This window comes from Streptomyces sp. NPDC046335 (assembly GCF_055587985.1).
Map to the genome: position 1 here is coordinate 81966 of NZ_JBVJFF010000003.1, position 14078 is coordinate 96043.

General features: G+C 72.4%; 10 protein-coding genes. 5 read left to right on the forward strand and 5 right to left on the reverse strand.

The window, feature by feature from the left end:
* Positions 1-148: 148 nt before the first annotated feature.
* From rsgA to ACZ6JY_RS07325, 3 genes are all read right to left on the reverse strand, one after another.
* Positions 149-1267 (reverse strand): ribosome small subunit-dependent GTPase A, encoded by a 1119-nt coding sequence (gene rsgA / locus ACZ6JY_RS07315; protein ID WP_469193892.1) that lies wholly within the window; start codon positions 1265-1267, stop codon positions 149-151.
* Positions 1268-1607: 340 nt separating this feature from the next.
* Positions 1608-2330: a class I SAM-dependent methyltransferase gene (locus ACZ6JY_RS07320; protein ID WP_469193894.1), complete on the reverse strand. Its 723-nt coding sequence runs from the start codon at positions 2328-2330 to the stop codon at positions 1608-1610.
* Between the two features lie 11 nt (positions 2331-2341).
* Positions 2342-2932 carry a GNAT family N-acetyltransferase gene (locus ACZ6JY_RS07325; protein ID WP_469193160.1) on the reverse strand — a complete coding sequence of 197 codons (591 nt, stop codon included), beginning with the start codon at positions 2930-2932 and terminating at the stop codon, positions 2342-2344.
* A 327-nt stretch (positions 2933-3259) separates the two neighbouring features.
* Here ACZ6JY_RS07325 and ACZ6JY_RS07330 point away from each other — a divergent pair, with 327 nt between their 5' ends.
* Together ACZ6JY_RS07330 and ACZ6JY_RS07335 are read left to right on the forward strand one after the other, a co-directional pair.
* On the forward strand, positions 3260-4540 hold the full coding sequence (locus ACZ6JY_RS07330) for a cytochrome P450 (protein WP_469193896.1): 1281 nt from the start codon (positions 3260-3262) through the stop codon (positions 4538-4540).
* Between the two features lie 11 nt (positions 4541-4551).
* On the forward strand, positions 4552-4782 hold the full coding sequence (locus tag ACZ6JY_RS07335) for a ferredoxin (RefSeq protein WP_469193162.1): 231 nt from the start codon (positions 4552-4554) through the stop codon (positions 4780-4782).
* 75 nt (positions 4783-4857) lie between these two features.
* Here the strand turns inward: ACZ6JY_RS07335 and ACZ6JY_RS07340 are convergent, their stop codons facing one another.
* Positions 4858-7518 (reverse strand): polysaccharide lyase family 8 super-sandwich domain-containing protein, encoded by a 2661-nt coding sequence (locus ACZ6JY_RS07340; RefSeq protein ID WP_469193164.1) that lies wholly within the window; start codon positions 7516-7518, stop codon positions 4858-4860.
* A 324-nt stretch (positions 7519-7842) separates the two neighbouring features.
* Here ACZ6JY_RS07340 and ACZ6JY_RS07345 point away from each other — a divergent pair, with 324 nt between their 5' ends.
* From ACZ6JY_RS07345 to ACZ6JY_RS07355, 3 genes are all read left to right on the forward strand, one after another.
* A complete protein-coding gene (locus ACZ6JY_RS07345; protein ID WP_469193166.1) occupies positions 7843-9147 on the forward strand; it encodes a hypothetical protein in 1305 nt (434 codons plus the stop codon).
* A gap of 23 nt (positions 9148-9170) precedes the next feature.
* The gene (locus tag ACZ6JY_RS07350; RefSeq protein WP_469193168.1) at positions 9171-10406 is read left to right on the forward strand and encodes a hypothetical protein; all 1236 of its coding nucleotides are present in this window, start codon (positions 9171-9173) and stop codon (positions 10404-10406) included.
* 220 nt (positions 10407-10626) lie between these two features.
* The gene (locus ACZ6JY_RS07355) at positions 10627-13524 is read left to right on the forward strand and encodes a glycoside hydrolase family 2 TIM barrel-domain containing protein (protein ID WP_469193170.1); all 2898 of its coding nucleotides are present in this window, start codon (positions 10627-10629) and stop codon (positions 13522-13524) included.
* Here ACZ6JY_RS07355 and ACZ6JY_RS07360 read toward each other — a convergent pair.
* Positions 13505-13921 (reverse strand): ATP-binding protein, encoded by a 417-nt coding sequence (locus ACZ6JY_RS07360; RefSeq protein WP_469193172.1) that lies wholly within the window; start codon positions 13919-13921, stop codon positions 13505-13507. The two genes, ACZ6JY_RS07355 and ACZ6JY_RS07360, sit on opposite strands and share 20 nt — an antisense overlap.
* Positions 13922-14078 lie beyond the last annotated feature (157 nt).

Below are 14078 nucleotides of genomic sequence, written 5' to 3' on the forward strand. Positions count from 1 at the left end.
GCCGCCCGAGCCCCGTCAGGGGCGCGGGAACGGCCGCCCGAGTCCCCGTAAGGGGCGCGGGGAACTGCGCGAGCAACCCCGACGCCCCCGCAGGGAACAGACGAACGGCACCCGCCCAGCCCTGAAGCCCACCGCAGGTGAAGAACCGCTAAAGACGCCCCCGCTTGGCCCGCACAGCCGCCTTGCCCTCAGCCCCCCGCAGCCGCCACTCCCGCCGGAGCTCCGCGCGGACCCGCGCGTCGGTCTTGGCGACGATCCGCTGGTTCTCGCGGATGAGCTTGCGGTAGCTGTCGAGCCGCCGCTCGGGCAGCGAACCGTCGGCCAGCGCGGCAAGCACCGCGCACCCCGGCTCCGAGACGTGCGCGCAGTCGTGGAACCGGCATCCCTCCCCCAGTGCCTCGATCTCGGAGAAGACCTGCCCGACCCCGGTCTCGGCGTCCCAGAGGCCAACGCCCCGCAGCCCGGGTGTGTCGATGAGGACCCCACCCCCCGGCAGCACCAGGAGGTTACGGGTGGTGGTCGTGTGCCGTCCCTTCCCGTCGACGTCACGGATGGCCCGCACGTCCATGACGTCCGCCCCGGCAAGCGCGTTGGCGAGCGTCGACTTGCCCGCACCGGACTGCCCCAGCAGAACCGAGGTCCCGCCGGAGACAACCGCGGCGAGGACGTCCACGCCCTCCCCGGACGTGGCACTGACCGCCAGTACCTGCACGCCGGGCGCCGCGGTCTCCACGTCCTCGACGAGGTGCGCGAGCGTGGCGGAGTCCGGCACGAGGTCGGCCTTGGTGAGGACGACCACCGGCTGCCCGCCCGACTCCCAGCCGAGCGCGAGGAACCGCTCGATGCGGCCCAGGTCGAGCTCGGCGGCGAGCGAGACCGCGATGATCGAGTGGTCGACGTTGGCCGCGAGGATCTGCCCCTCGGACCGCTTGGACGAGGTGGAGCGCACGAAGGACGTACGCCGCGGCAGATACGCGCGCACATAACGGGGGTCGCGGCCGTCGGCGTCGACGGCGGCCCAGTCACCCGTGCAGATGACCTTCAGCGGATCACGCGGCGTGACGAACTCGGTGTCCGCACGCACAGGACCTTCGGCGGTGATGACATCGCACTGGCCACGGTCGACGCGCACGACCCGCCCGGCGAGCAGCCCCCGCGCCGCGTACGGCGCGAACTCGGCCTCCCAGTCCGCGTCCCAGCCGTACGGGGCGAGGGGATGCGCGGAGGAAGACGGGAAAGACGAAGACGAGGATGACGAGGACGAGATTGAGGATGAGGATGAGGAAGACAAGGGGACCCTTCACAGAAGGCCCCGGCGATACGCGCCCTGCGGCACGCAGAAGGAGAAGCTCCGGTCAGCCGGCGGCCAAGAAGGTGGACTTGGTGAACTCACGGATGCAGGCCATGCCCGTCGCGATGACAGCCATCGTCAACACCTCCTGATCTGTTGGGCCGGCCCCGGCGACCGTCCGGCCACCAGGGAACAGCGCAGAGCCTAGAGAACCCCCCGGGCGAAGCACCACCTAATTTCCCGCGCACGGCACGGCACGGCACCGCCACGCCACGTACGCCCCGCCCCGCCCCGCCCCACCCACCGCTATCGCCGTCTACGCGCGCGCCACGAACACCAGCTCCCGCCCCGGCCGGTCCGGCGCGTCCCGTACGTCGTCCACCACGTACCCCTCGGCGAGCAGATCCGCCTCCACCTCTCCGCGCTCCCGGAACCGCAGCGTCGAGTCCGATGTCAGCGCCTCGCCGTCCCGCGCCCGGAACACGTACGTCCAGCGGAACGACACCAGCGGACCTTCGACCGCCGTCAGTTCCACCCAGCTCTCGACCGGGCCCACGCCCGGGACCTCCGTGACGCGGTGCGAGGCCGCGCGGTTCCAGTGTTCCCAGGCGCGCCGGGCGGGGTCGCGCGTCTCGAAGACCAGGTGGCCGCCCGGCCGCAGGGCCTCGTGAGCGCCCCGCAGCGTCGCCCGCCACGGGGCGGGGTCCGCGATGGCCTGGGCCACGTTCGCCGTCATCGTCGCGAGGTCCACCCGCAGCGGCGGCAAGGCCGTGGCGTCCCCGTGCAGCCAGCGCACGCGCTCCGCGCCCGGCTTGGCGCGGGCGATGTCGACGGACGCCCGCGCGGGGTCCACGCCGACGACGTCCGTCCCCCGCTCGGCAAGCAGCAGCGCGAGCACCCCCGTACCGCAGCCGATGTCGAGGACCCGGCGCGCCCCGAACTCCTCCGCCATGCGGAGGTACGGGACCAGATCGCCGCGGTCGGGGTCGAGCGGGTCGTAGAGCGCGGCCAGCCGCGGGTCACCGAACTCCCGGTCCACCTCCACGGCCGTCAGCCCTCCCCGCCACGCCCCGCGCCATGTCCCCCGCCACGCCCCGCGCGCCACTCCTCCGCGAGGACCGACCAGATCTCCGTGTCCTGCCGTACGCCCTTGTAGAGGTAGTTGCCCCGCAGGACCCCCTCGCGGCTCATTCCCAGGCGCTCGGCCACCTTGATGCTCGGGCGGTTCTCCGAGGCCACGCGCCACTCCACCCGGTGCATTCCGCGCTGCTCGAACGCCCAGTCGATGAGAACACGCACCGCCCTGGTGACCAGACCGCGCCCCGAGGCGTCCGGTTCCAGCCAGCAGCCCGCCTCGCACGTGCCGTTCGCGCTGTCGAAGACCCGGAACATGACGCCGCCGACGAGGCGGCCGTCGAGCCAGATCCCGTAGAGGCGGCCGGTGTCGGCGGCCGCCTTGTCGGCGAACACCCGGAGCCATCTCCGCGCCGACGCGAGGTCGGACGTGACGTCCGGCAGACCGACGTACCGGCCTATGTAGTCCCGGCCGCGGTCCATGTGCGCCAAGAACTCCTCGGCCTGCCACGGCTCCAGCGGGCGCAGCTCCGCGCCGTCCTCGTCACCCAGGGAAATCGCGAACATGCCCCCACCTCCACCATGGTCACACCGATCACACCGTCGGCCACGCCGCCGAAGAGCAAGATCCTCGCACGAGCCACGCCAGGCCGCCGGGCCGCCGGTCGACTTCCCCTCCATCCCTTCGCGGAGGGGTGGATTCCGGACAGAACCCGTCCCCCGGACGATCTGGCCGGTCTTGCCGTGGACGAGATAGATGCCTGAGGCATCCAATGGATTCCCGTAAGGGAACGTCTGCGTTTGCGAGGTACGTCCATGCCGGAGTCCACCCAGACCCACCCCCCGACCACGCACTCCACCACGCCCGAGCCCAGCACGATCGAGGCCAGCACGATCGAGGCCAGCACGATCGAGCCCGCCACGACTGAGTCCGCCACGACGGGGACCGCCACAACCCGCTTCAGTACGACCCGCTCCAGCGACCCCATCCCCTTCCCCCAGGACCGCGCCTGCCCCTACCACCCGCCCACGGGCTACGCCCCACTGCGCGAGGCCGCACCCCTCACCCGCGTCACGCTGTTCGACGGACGCCAGGTGTGGCTCGTCACCGGGCACGCGGCGGCCCGTGAGCTGCTCGCCGATCAGCGGCTCTCCACGGACCGCGAGCGCGAGGGCTTCCCCATGCAGAGCGAGCGCCTGGCCCAGGTGCGCAACCGGAGCATCGCCCTGCTCGGCGTCGACGACCCCAAGCACAACACCCAGCGCCGAATGCTCATCCCCAGTTTCTCGGTCAAGCGCATCGCGGCCCTGCGGCCCCGCATCCAGGAGACCGTCGACCGGCTCCTGGACGCCATGGTCGAACAGGGGCCGCCCGCCGAGCTGGTGAACTCGTTCGCGCTGCCCGTGCCGTCCATGGTCATCTGCGCCCTGCTCGGCGTTCCCTATGCCGATCACGAGTTCTTCGAGGAGCAGTCACGCCGGCTACTGCGCGGTCCTGACGCGCGGGACGTCCAGGCGTCGCGCGAGGAACTGGACGCCTACTTCTACGCGTTGATCGACCAGAAGCAGCGTGAACCGGGTGACGGGCTCCTCGACGAGCTGATCCACCAGCAGCTCGCCTCGGGAGCGGTGGACCGCGAGGAGCTGGTCAGCCTCGCCACGATCCTGCTCGTCGCGGGCCACGAGACCACGGCGAACATGATCTCGCTCGGCACGTTCACGCTGCTCCAGCACCCCGACCGGCTCGCCGAGCTGCGGACCGGCGAGGCGGCCGGGCAACCGCTGATGGCCGCCGCGGTCGAGGAGCTGCTGCGCTATCTGTCCATCGCGGACGGGCTGATGCGGGTGGCCAAGGAGGACATGGAGGTCGGCGGCGAGACCGTGCGCGCGGGCGACGGCGTCATCTTCTCCACGTCCCTCGTCAACCGCGACGGTACGGCCTACGAATCGCCCGAGGAGCTGGACTGGCACCGCGGCACGCGGCACCATCTCGCCTTCGGGTTCGGCATCCACCAGTGCCTGGGGCAGAACCTCGCCCGTGCGGAGATCGAGATCGCCCTGCGTTCCCTCTTCGAGCGCCTGCCGCGCCTTCGCCTCGCGATGCCCGCCGAGGACATCCCCTTCAAACCGGGCGACACGATCCAGGGGATGCTGGAACTCCCCGTGACCTGGTAGGGGCGGCCGTGATGAGCGACGAGGCGACCGGCACGGTGATCCGTGTGGACCACGACCGGTGCGTGGGCGCGGGCATGTGCGCGCTGACCGCGCCCGGCGTCTTCACCCAGGACGACGACGGCTTCAGCGAGGTGATCCGGGGCCGCGAGGACGGCGGCGGTGACCCGTTGGTCAAGGAGGCCGTACGGGCGTGCCCGGTGCAGGCCATCACCGTCGCCGACGCCATCACCGGGCAGCCCTAGGACGGAGCACGGGTCGGGCCCACAGTCCCTTGACGGAGCACGGGTCAGGCCCGCAGTCCCAGAACGGGGGACGGATCAGGACCGCAGTGTCACCGTGAAGCTCCTGCCGTATGCGTGGTGCGTGTCGACGTCGATGCGCGTTCCGCCGGGTGCCGCGCCGACCCGTACCCCACGGTCGGCCGAGACCACGCGCAGTCGGCGGCCGCGCAGCAGGACCGTCACCGTGTCCCGGCCCATGGTCGGGTCGGACACGGCGACGGCGGTGGTGTTCCCCTTCCGGGTCCGGCTGCGGCGTACGAGGACCGAGGCGGGGCCTTCGATCCGCAGGTCCGCCGTCTCGTGCCGCCCCGCGGTGAAGGAGTTGACCCCCGTCAGACCGAGGCCGCCGTGCGTCACCGCTTGGAGGCGGGTGGAATTGGCGAGCACCCTCAGCGGGCCCCCCTTGCCCCCCTTGCCGTCGCCGTACCCCCGCACCCCCTCCTCCGTGGCGTTCGGCAGCAAGGCGTACGCGTACCGCCCCGCCCGCGACCCCGTCGCCCCCGCCGCCGCGTCCACCGTCACGCCGAACACCGACCGCGTCACGGCCGTGTCGGGGTTGGCGGTGCGTACGACCCGGCGGCTCCGGGTGACGCGGTCCAGGCTGACCCGGACCGGCGGCGTGTCGAGGAAGACGTAGCCGACGGACGTGTCCTGCGTGGCGTTGGCGTAGCGCAGCCAGCGCAGGTCGGCGGTGCCGGGGCCGGTCCATGCCCGGCCGTCGACGCGCGCCCCGGTGAGCGTGACCCGGTCGCCGGGAGCGGCGATACGGGCGTCGACGGTCGTCGTCACGGCCCGCGCCCCGGAGCCACCGGAGCCCCCGGAGCCCCCGGAGCCCCCGGAGCCCCGGGAGCCTCCGGGTTCCCCGAGATCCCCGACCCCCGCCGCGAGCACCACGATCTCGTCGTCCAGCAGGAACCACGACTTGGTGGCCGACGCCCCCCGGTAGACCAGGAAGTCATCCGGAAGCAGCTCCCGATCGCGGTACGCGGCATCGCTGGACTGCACCATCGCGGCGGTTCCGTACGCCCCGAGGACGGCCCCGCCGGAGTGCCGGTGGGTGCCGCGCGGAAAGTAGACGTACTTGTTCTGCGACTCCGAGGACGACGTGAAGTTGAGCGGGTGACCCGGGTTGTCGTAGTACGGCTTCCCGTAGGCCTCCGGGACCGTGCGGCGCCGCTCGACCGGGGCGGTGACGCCGGCGAGGCCGTACGGCGAGACCGTCGTGTAGTAGTCGACGCCGTACGCCTGCGTCTGGTCCTGCCCCGCGAGGTACAGGTAGTGCGCGCCGTCGCCCTGGAACCACGGCATGAGGTTCTCGCCGTTCATGTACTCGTACTTGCTGATCCGGTCGGAGCTGCGCGCGAGCGCGAAGGCGTAACCCGGTCTGCGGTGGACGGTCCTGTCCATGGCGTTGAACGCGACGCTGCGTTCGGCGGGGTTGAGGTCGGCGGGGGCCACGGAGTCGTCGGCGACGATATCGGCGTGGCGCACGATGCTGATGGGTGAGACGAAGCGCGCCGGGTCGGGACGGGCGCGCGAGGTGGCTTCGAGGTGCTTGACGTAGCCCTTCAGCGCCGCCGCCTCGGCCCCGCCGGCCAGCGAGGAGAGGTCGACGGCGGCCTCGACGACGACCGCCACGTCGGTGTAGCCGGAGTCGGTGCGCGCGACCGCCCTGCCCTTCACCATCTCCATCATCCAGCCCTCGAAGATGAGCGGGGCGAAGCCGTCCTTGACCCAGCCGAAGACCGTCGGCACCAGTTCCCCGCCGTGGGCGAAGCCGGTCCCTTCGAGGATCTTGAGGGTCTGTACAACCCGGCTGAGCAGGCCCTTTCCGTACGAGCCCGTGTACGCGACGGAGGCGTGCTGGATGAAGGAGCCGTCGGCGTAGTGGCCGTCGGTCACCCCGTGGGAGAGGCGGTACGGGTCGATGGTGACGAACACCGTGAGCTGGTCGACCAGGGCCTTGCGGACGCGGGCGTCGCCGTCCGCGCCGAGAAGGGCGCCCTGGAGGATGCGGTTGGTGGTGATGTCGGCGAGATTGGCGCCGGTGTGGAAACGGGAGTCGAGGTCGACGTCACCGCCGGTGCCGTTGCGGAGGTAGGCGTCCATGGAGGTGACGTACGTGCGCACCAACTCCGGGCGGTACACGCGCACTTCCTCGGCGAGCAGTACGAGCGTCTTGCTGACGTGCTGCGATATGCCGATCTCCCAGTGGAACCAGTTCCCGTAGTAGCCCTTCGACTGGTCTCCGTAGTAGCGCTCGTGCAGCCACACCAGGCCGTCGATGACACGGCGCCGCACGGCGGTGTCCCCGTACAGGCCGGACCCGTGCACACCGGACGTGGCGCCGGGGACGGGCGTGCGGGTGGCGAGGGCGATCTCGTAGAGGCGGCGGTAGGCGGTGTTCAGGTTGGCCTCGTCGGTGCCGAGGACCAGGCCGTCGAAGAGCTCGCCGTCGCCCGCGTCGTCCATGGCCTTGAGGTTCGCCCGCGCGGCCTTGTCGATCGCCGCGAGTTTCCCCGCCGTCTCCGGCCGGGCGTTGGACGCGGCCGTCCCCGCGAAGACGTCCACGGTGTTGGCGAGCAGCCGCTCGCGGTCCTCGGCCGCCGTGGCGGCGTCCGCGGGGGCCCGCGGAACCACCGCCAGGAGTCCGGCGGCCGCCAGGGCCGACAGCAGGCTTCTGCGGGTGATCTCCATGCGGGCCTCCACCGCCGAACGACGACAGACTGACGGGCAGATGACAGACAGGCAGGTGACAGACAGGCAGGTGACGGGCAAGCAGGTGTACGTGGTTCGGAAACGCATTCGGGGCTCTACAGCAACCTACTCGGGACCGTCCGCGAAGGCGCTGGGCAGCGGGACCGAATGGGCTTCGGACGTAGGTTCAGGCGGCCGGAGTCAAGCAGATGCCCCCAGCCGCCACAAGGGTCCCCGCACGACCGTTCGCCCCGGTGTTGATACGGTCCCCACTGATCTTGATGCGGTACCCGGGAACGCGGTACACGGGGGAAGGGGGACGCCATGCCCGGGATGCGCTCGGTACGGCGGCGTACCTGGCTGGTGGCCGGTCTGGCGGCGGTCCTGGTGATCACGGCGTCCGTGACCTGGTACGGCGTGGCGAGGTCGGCGGAGCGCGAGGACCGGCTCGCGGACAACCAGCGGCAGCTCGCGCGGGCCTGTGAGGGCCTGCTCCCCGATGAGCTGGGCGCCTTCGTGCCGGACGACGAGCGTGGCGTACTGAACGAGTTCGGCACGATGCTCCGCCCCCGCGAGGAGAGCCGGGCGCTGCTCGACTGCACGCTGTCGTGGGGCGGCGGCGGTGACGCCTGGGAGCCGGACGCGATGGCGCGGGTACGTGCCGAGGCCGTCCTGACCCGTACGGACCCCATCGCCGTCGACGGCGGCTTCGGACTCCCGCTGCCGGAGAGCGCGTTGGGCTCCGTGTCGACCGACTCCCGGCTGCGGGGCAGCGAGGTCACGGCCCGACTCCTCGCCGACTGCCCCGATGGCCTGCGGGGGCGTGTCCGCCCGGCGCGTGATCTGCTCGTCACGGTGGCCCTGCCGTCGGCGGCCGACGAGTACGACGTCCCGCGCGCCGACCGTCTCCTCGCGTCCCGCACGGCGGTCCGCGTCGCGGACTGGGTGGCGGAGAAGCAGGGCTGCGGCAGCGAGCCGCTGGGCGCGAAGGACGCGGCGGGCTCCGCCCCGGCCAAGGCGCCGAAGCTGTGCGACTGGCTCGACCCCAAGGCGCTGCCCGCCTTCGCGTCGGGCAAGTGGAAGTCCGGCGGGACGACGGCGGACAACGCCCCGGGCTACAGCCCGCGCACTGGTTCGTGCGACCGGCACTGGGACGACACGATCGGCTCGCCCGGAGCGTTCGAGATCAAGGGGGCAGGGGTGGAGAGCTGGTCGGGGGTGCTTGCCGCCGGTGCCTATGACCACTACGAGGACTCCGGCGACGTCCCTGCCTCCGGGCCCGCCGACCCCGGAGGCCCTGATCACGACGGGCCCGACCCCGATGACCCCGACCCCGACGAGCCCCTGACGGTCGAGGAGTCCGGCGACGACCCGGCGCTCGCGCTGTGGGCCCGTGCGGAGTGCGACGCGGGGCCGACCTACCACCGGGTCGCGGTCACCCCCGAGCTCGACTACCGCGTCGGCCTCGACGAGGGCAAGGCCGTGCTCGAACCGGAGGACCGGCGGCGGCTGTCCCGCCAGGCCCGTGCCGTCCTCGACCGCTACCTGGCGGCGCCCGACGGCTGGCCCCGGCGTGCGCACTGCCGGTCCACGAAGATCATGGGAGAGGTGGCGGAGTGGCGCGGCTGACGTGGGGTTCGAGGGCGGGGCGCGTGGCGCTCACGTCCTGCGGGGCGCTGGTCGCCCTCGCGCTGATCGCGGGTGCCTATTACTGGTGGGGCGGGCCGCGTGAGCGCCATGCGGCGCAGCGGGTACTGGACGAGGCGTGCGGCGGGCTGCTGCCGTCCGCCGAGATGCGGGCCGTGCTGGGCGACGGGCCCTACAGGACCGGTCGCGGCAGGATCGACGTCGAGGTCCGGGACATGGAGGAGGACGACGGCGCCGGGGATGGCGATGGCGACGGGGACGCGCGCCAGGTGACCTGCTCCGTCAGCGGCGAGACCGAGCACAGCGCGGGTCGTCCCACGCACGACGCGTCGGTCGAGGTCACCGTGGAGAGCGTGTCGCGGCGGCTGAAGTCCGACGGCGACGGATGGCGTGCCACCACGCCGGCGGACCAGTACGACGCCCAGTATCCGCGCGTGTCGACCGAGCTGCCGCCCGCCGGGCTCGGCCACGGCTGGCAGGGCATGTTCAGCACGGGCGAGGCCTTCGGCGGCTCGTCCGGCGGGGAGTCGGCGAGCACGGCGGTGCTTTTGAGCTGTACCGGGAGCGGCGGCGCGGGTGGCCTCCTCGTCTCCGTGGACGCCAAGGAGGAGGACGCCACGCTGGACGACCCCCGGCTCCGCCTGGCCTTCGCCCGCGTCGCCACCGCCACGGCCGAGAAGGCCTCGGAGAAGTGGGGCTGCGACGCGAAGCTCGGCGAGCCGCTGCGGACGGTGCCTCTGCCGGTCGGCGCCGACGAGGACGTGAAGTCGGCCGACGCGTCCGGCACCTGCGCGGGCCTGCCCGGCCGGGGTTCGCGGATCACGCGGGTGTGGGAGGACGCGGGGCCCGGCGGCGGGCCGGTGGAGGTGTGCGTGCTCGGCGGCGGCCGTACGGGGACTCCGGCCGGGGCTGCCGAGCGCCGCTTCACGCTGGTCGCGTACTACGGGCCGTACGCGGAGACGGAACGGCTGCGTCAGCAGGACCGCTACGGCCGGTACTCCGAGAAGCCCGTACCCGGCGAGGCCCCGGCGGGGCGGCTGACGGGCGGGGGCCAGTGGGCGAGCGCGGCGTGTCGGGCCGGGGGCCCGGCGCTGTACACGGTCCGGCCCGGTGACGCGGAGGACGACGAGCGGCTCGCCGAGGAGCCGGCGGCGGACCTGGCGTATGAACGCGCGGCGCTGCGGAAGTTCGCCGCCCGCTCGGCCCGGTCCCACGGCTGCCCTCCGCCGAAGCTGCCCTGACCGCACCGAAGCGCTGCCCCTCCCCGAAGCCGCCTCCCCTCCCCCGAAGCTGCCGTGACCGCACACGGGGCTCCGCCCCGGACCCCGCTCCTCAATCGCCGGAGGGGCTTATTTTTGCTCCCCCGGGGCTTGACCTCTTCCGCGTCGCGCCCAAAAAGTCCAACAACTCCCACCCCGAAGCAATGGTGACCAGCCGCGCCCGCAGGGTTGCATGGGAGGCATGGATCTCTCCCGTCACGAAGATCTGACCCCCGGCAGCGGCACCCTCCCGCCCCGGGCCTGGTATCCGGAGTCCGACGCCCCCACCCTCTCCCTCAACGGGACCTGGCGATTCCGGCTCTCCCCCACCGCTGACGCCGAAGACGACCAGTTCGCCCACGACGGGTACGACGGATACCACTCCGCGCCCTGGAGCGACGTCACCGTCCCCGGACACTGGGTGCTGCAAGGGCACGGCTCGCCGCAGTACACCAACACGCTCTACCCCTTCCCCGTGGACCCGCCCCGCGTCCCCACCGAGAACCCCACCGCCGACCACCTCCGCACCTTCGACCTCCCCACGGACTGGCCCGCGTCCGGCGGCGCCACGCTCCGCTTCGACGGTGTCGAGTCCTTCGCCCGCGTCTGGCTCAACGGCGCGGAGCTCGGCGGTTTCCAGGGCTCCCGCCTCGCCCACGAGTTCGCCGTGGGCACGCTGCTGCGCCCCGAGGGCAACGTCCTCGCCGTCCGCGTCCACCAGTGGTCCTCCGGGTCCTACCTGGAGGACCAGGACCAGTGGTGGCTGCCCGGCATCTTCCGCGACGTGACCCTCCTCCACCGCCCGGAGCACGCCGCCCGCGACCACTTCGTACACGCCACGTACGACCACCGCACCGGAACCGGCACCCTACGAGTCGACGCCGACGCGCAAGGCCGTGTCACCCTCGACGAACTGGGCATCGACATCGCCACCGGCGAATCCGTCACCCTCCCCGTCCAGCCGTGGACCGCCGAGACCCCCCGCCTCTACGACGCCACCCTCGCCACCCCCGGTGAAGGCGAACACCAAGGCCAAGGCGAACGCATCCCGCTCCGCATCGGCTTCCGCACCGTCGCCCTCGAAGACGGGCTCATCAAGGTCAACGGCCGCCCGCTCCTCTTCCGGGGCGTGAACCGCCACGAGTTCCACCCGGAGACCGGCCGCACCCTCGACGCCGAGACCATGCGCGCGGACGTCCTCCTCATGAAGCGGCACAACATCAACGCCGTCCGCACCAGCCACTACCCGCCGCACCCCGCCTTCCTCGCCCTCTGCGACGAACTCGGCCTCTGGGTCATCGACGAATGCGACCTGGAGACCCACGGTTTCCACGCCTTCGGCTGGCGCGCCAACCCCGTCGACGACGACCGCTGGACCCCCGCGCTCCTTGACCGTGCCGCCCGTATGGTCGAGCGCGACAAGAACCACCCCTCGGTCATCATGTGGTCGCTGGGCAACGAGTGCGGCACGGGCCGTGGCCTGACCGCCATGGCCGAGTGGATCCGGGCCCGCGACGACAGCCGCCTCATCCACTACGAGGGCGACCGCTCCTGCGCAGACACCGACGTCTACTCCCGCATGTACGCCGACCACGCCGAGGTCGAGAGCATCGGACGGCGAGAGGACGGCGGGCCGGAGAGGCGGGCCGGGCTCCCCTTCATCCTCTGCGAGTACGCGCACGCCATGGGCAACGGCCCCGGCGGCCTCACCGAATACCAGCGGCTCTTCGAGACGTACGAACACCTCCAGGGCGGCTTCGTCTGGGAGTGGATCGACCACGGCCTCGCCCACCCCGCGTACGAGTACGCCTACGGCGGTGACTTCGGCGAGGAGGTGCACGACGGCAACTTCGTCTGCGACGGCCTCGTCCTCCCCGACCGCACGCCCTCCCCCGGCCTGATCGAGTACAAGAAGGTGATCGAGCCGGTCCGCATCGAAGGCGACGGCCCCGAGGGGACCGTCAGGATCACCGACCTGTACGACTTCGCCGACCTCTCCCACCTCGCCTTCACCTGGTCGTACGAGGTGGACGGCGTGAGCGTCGCCGACGGTGACCTGACCGTGCCGCCCCTCGCGCCCGGCGAGCGGACCGAGGTGAAACTGCCGCCCGCCCCGACGCGCGGCACGGGCGCCGAGACGCAGTGGACCGTACGGGCCGTGCTCGCCGAGGACACGGCGTGGGCGCCACGCGGACATGTCGTCGCCTGGGCCCAGTTGCCCGTGGAGCCGGGTCCCGTGGAGCCGGGCATGGACCGATCACCCGTACCCGGCTCCACGCCCCCTGCCCGCGACGGCCGGCGGATCACCCTCGGCCCCGCCGCCTTCGACGCCCACGGCACGCTGCTCTCCTTCGGCGACCTGGAGTTCGAGGGTCTCCGCCTCGACGTGTGGCGCGCGCCCACCGACAACGACAACGGCATGCCGTGGCGCCCCGAGCCGTCCGTCGCCGCACGCTGGCGCGCCATCGGCCTCGACCGCGTCCAACACCGCGTCGACGCCGTCGAACTGGGCGACGACGCCCTGACCGTACGTACGCGCGTCGCCCCGGCCGCCAGTGACCTCGGGCTGCGTGTCACCTACCGCTGGACCTCCGACGGGGCCAGGCTCCGCCTCGCCGTCTCCGTGACGCCGGAGGGCGACTGGCAGGTGCCGCTCCCCCGGCTCGGCGTCCGCTTCGGGCTGCCGGGCGCGGCCGGGCGGGTCCGGTGGTTCGGCGGCGGCCCCGGCGAGGCCTACCCGGACAGTCGCGCCGCCTCGATGCTCGGCCTGTACGAAGCGGACGTCGACGCCATGCAGACCCCGTACGTCCGCCCGCAGGAGAACGGCGCCCGCCCCGGCATCCGCTGGGCCGAGATCGACGGCCTCCGCATCGACACCGACCATGAGCCGTGGCTCACCGTCCGCCGCTGGACCACGGAACAGCTCGACGCCGCCGCCCACCGCCCCGACCTCACGCCCGGCGACACGGTCTGGGTCAACCTCGACAGCGGCCAGCACGGTATCGGCACGGAGTCCTGCGGGCCCGGCGTGCTCCCGCAGCATCAACTGCACGCGCGCGTGGCTGAGTTCGCGTACGCCTTCAGTCTGACGGAACGGTGACCCTCAGCTCCGCCCAGACGGTCTTCCCCGGTGGGCCGTCCGGGCGGGGCATCACTCCCCAGCGGCAGGCCAGCGCCTCGACGAGCAGCAGCCCCCGGCCCGACTCCGCCTCCGGGTCCACCACTCCCGCGATGACCGGCAGCCGCTCCCCGCGCGTGTCGGTGACCTCGACGCGGACGGTGCCGTCCGCCGCCTCCGTCAGGTGTACGCGGAAGTCGCGTGCCGGCAAGGTCCGCCCGTGCCGGGCCGCGTTCGCCGCCAGCTCCGCCGTGATCAGCGTGGCGGTCTCGTTGACCTCACCCGCGTAGGGGTGCCCCCAGCCGTCCAGCTGATGCGCCACGAGCCGCCGGGCGAGCCGGGCGCCCCTCGGCGTGGAGCTGAAGCACTGGGTGAACATACGTACGGTAACCGGCACTTGCTGTCTGGCTTGCGCTGTCATACGCCTACGGTGGCGCTTCCGCGCGGGGTTTGACCAGGTACGTCGACCGTACGGGACTCGTACGCGCCTCAGCGTACGAGTCCCAAGGCTGGACAGTACTGGTCACCGTGCGTGA

Excerpts from the sequence above, each read along its gene's own strand:
- ACZ6JY_RS07325 (WP_469193160.1), bottom strand. The coding sequence starts at position 2,932 with ATGTTCGCGATTTCCCTGGGTGACGAGGACGGCGCGGAGCTGCGCCCG.
- ACZ6JY_RS07335 (WP_469193162.1), top strand. The coding sequence starts at position 4,552 with ATGAGCGACGAGGCGACCGGCACGGTGATCCGTGTGGACCACGACCGG.
- ACZ6JY_RS07340 (WP_469193164.1), bottom strand. The coding sequence starts at position 7,518 with ATGGAGATCACCCGCAGAAGCCTGCTGTCGGCCCTGGCGGCCGCCGGA.
- ACZ6JY_RS07345 (WP_469193166.1), top strand. The coding sequence starts at position 7,843 with ATGCCCGGGATGCGCTCGGTACGGCGGCGTACCTGGCTGGTGGCCGGT.
- ACZ6JY_RS07355 (WP_469193170.1), top strand. The coding sequence starts at position 10,627 with ATGGATCTCTCCCGTCACGAAGATCTGACCCCCGGCAGCGGCACCCTC.
- ACZ6JY_RS07360 (WP_469193172.1), bottom strand. The coding sequence starts at position 13,921 with ATGTTCACCCAGTGCTTCAGCTCCACGCCGAGGGGCGCCCGGCTCGCC.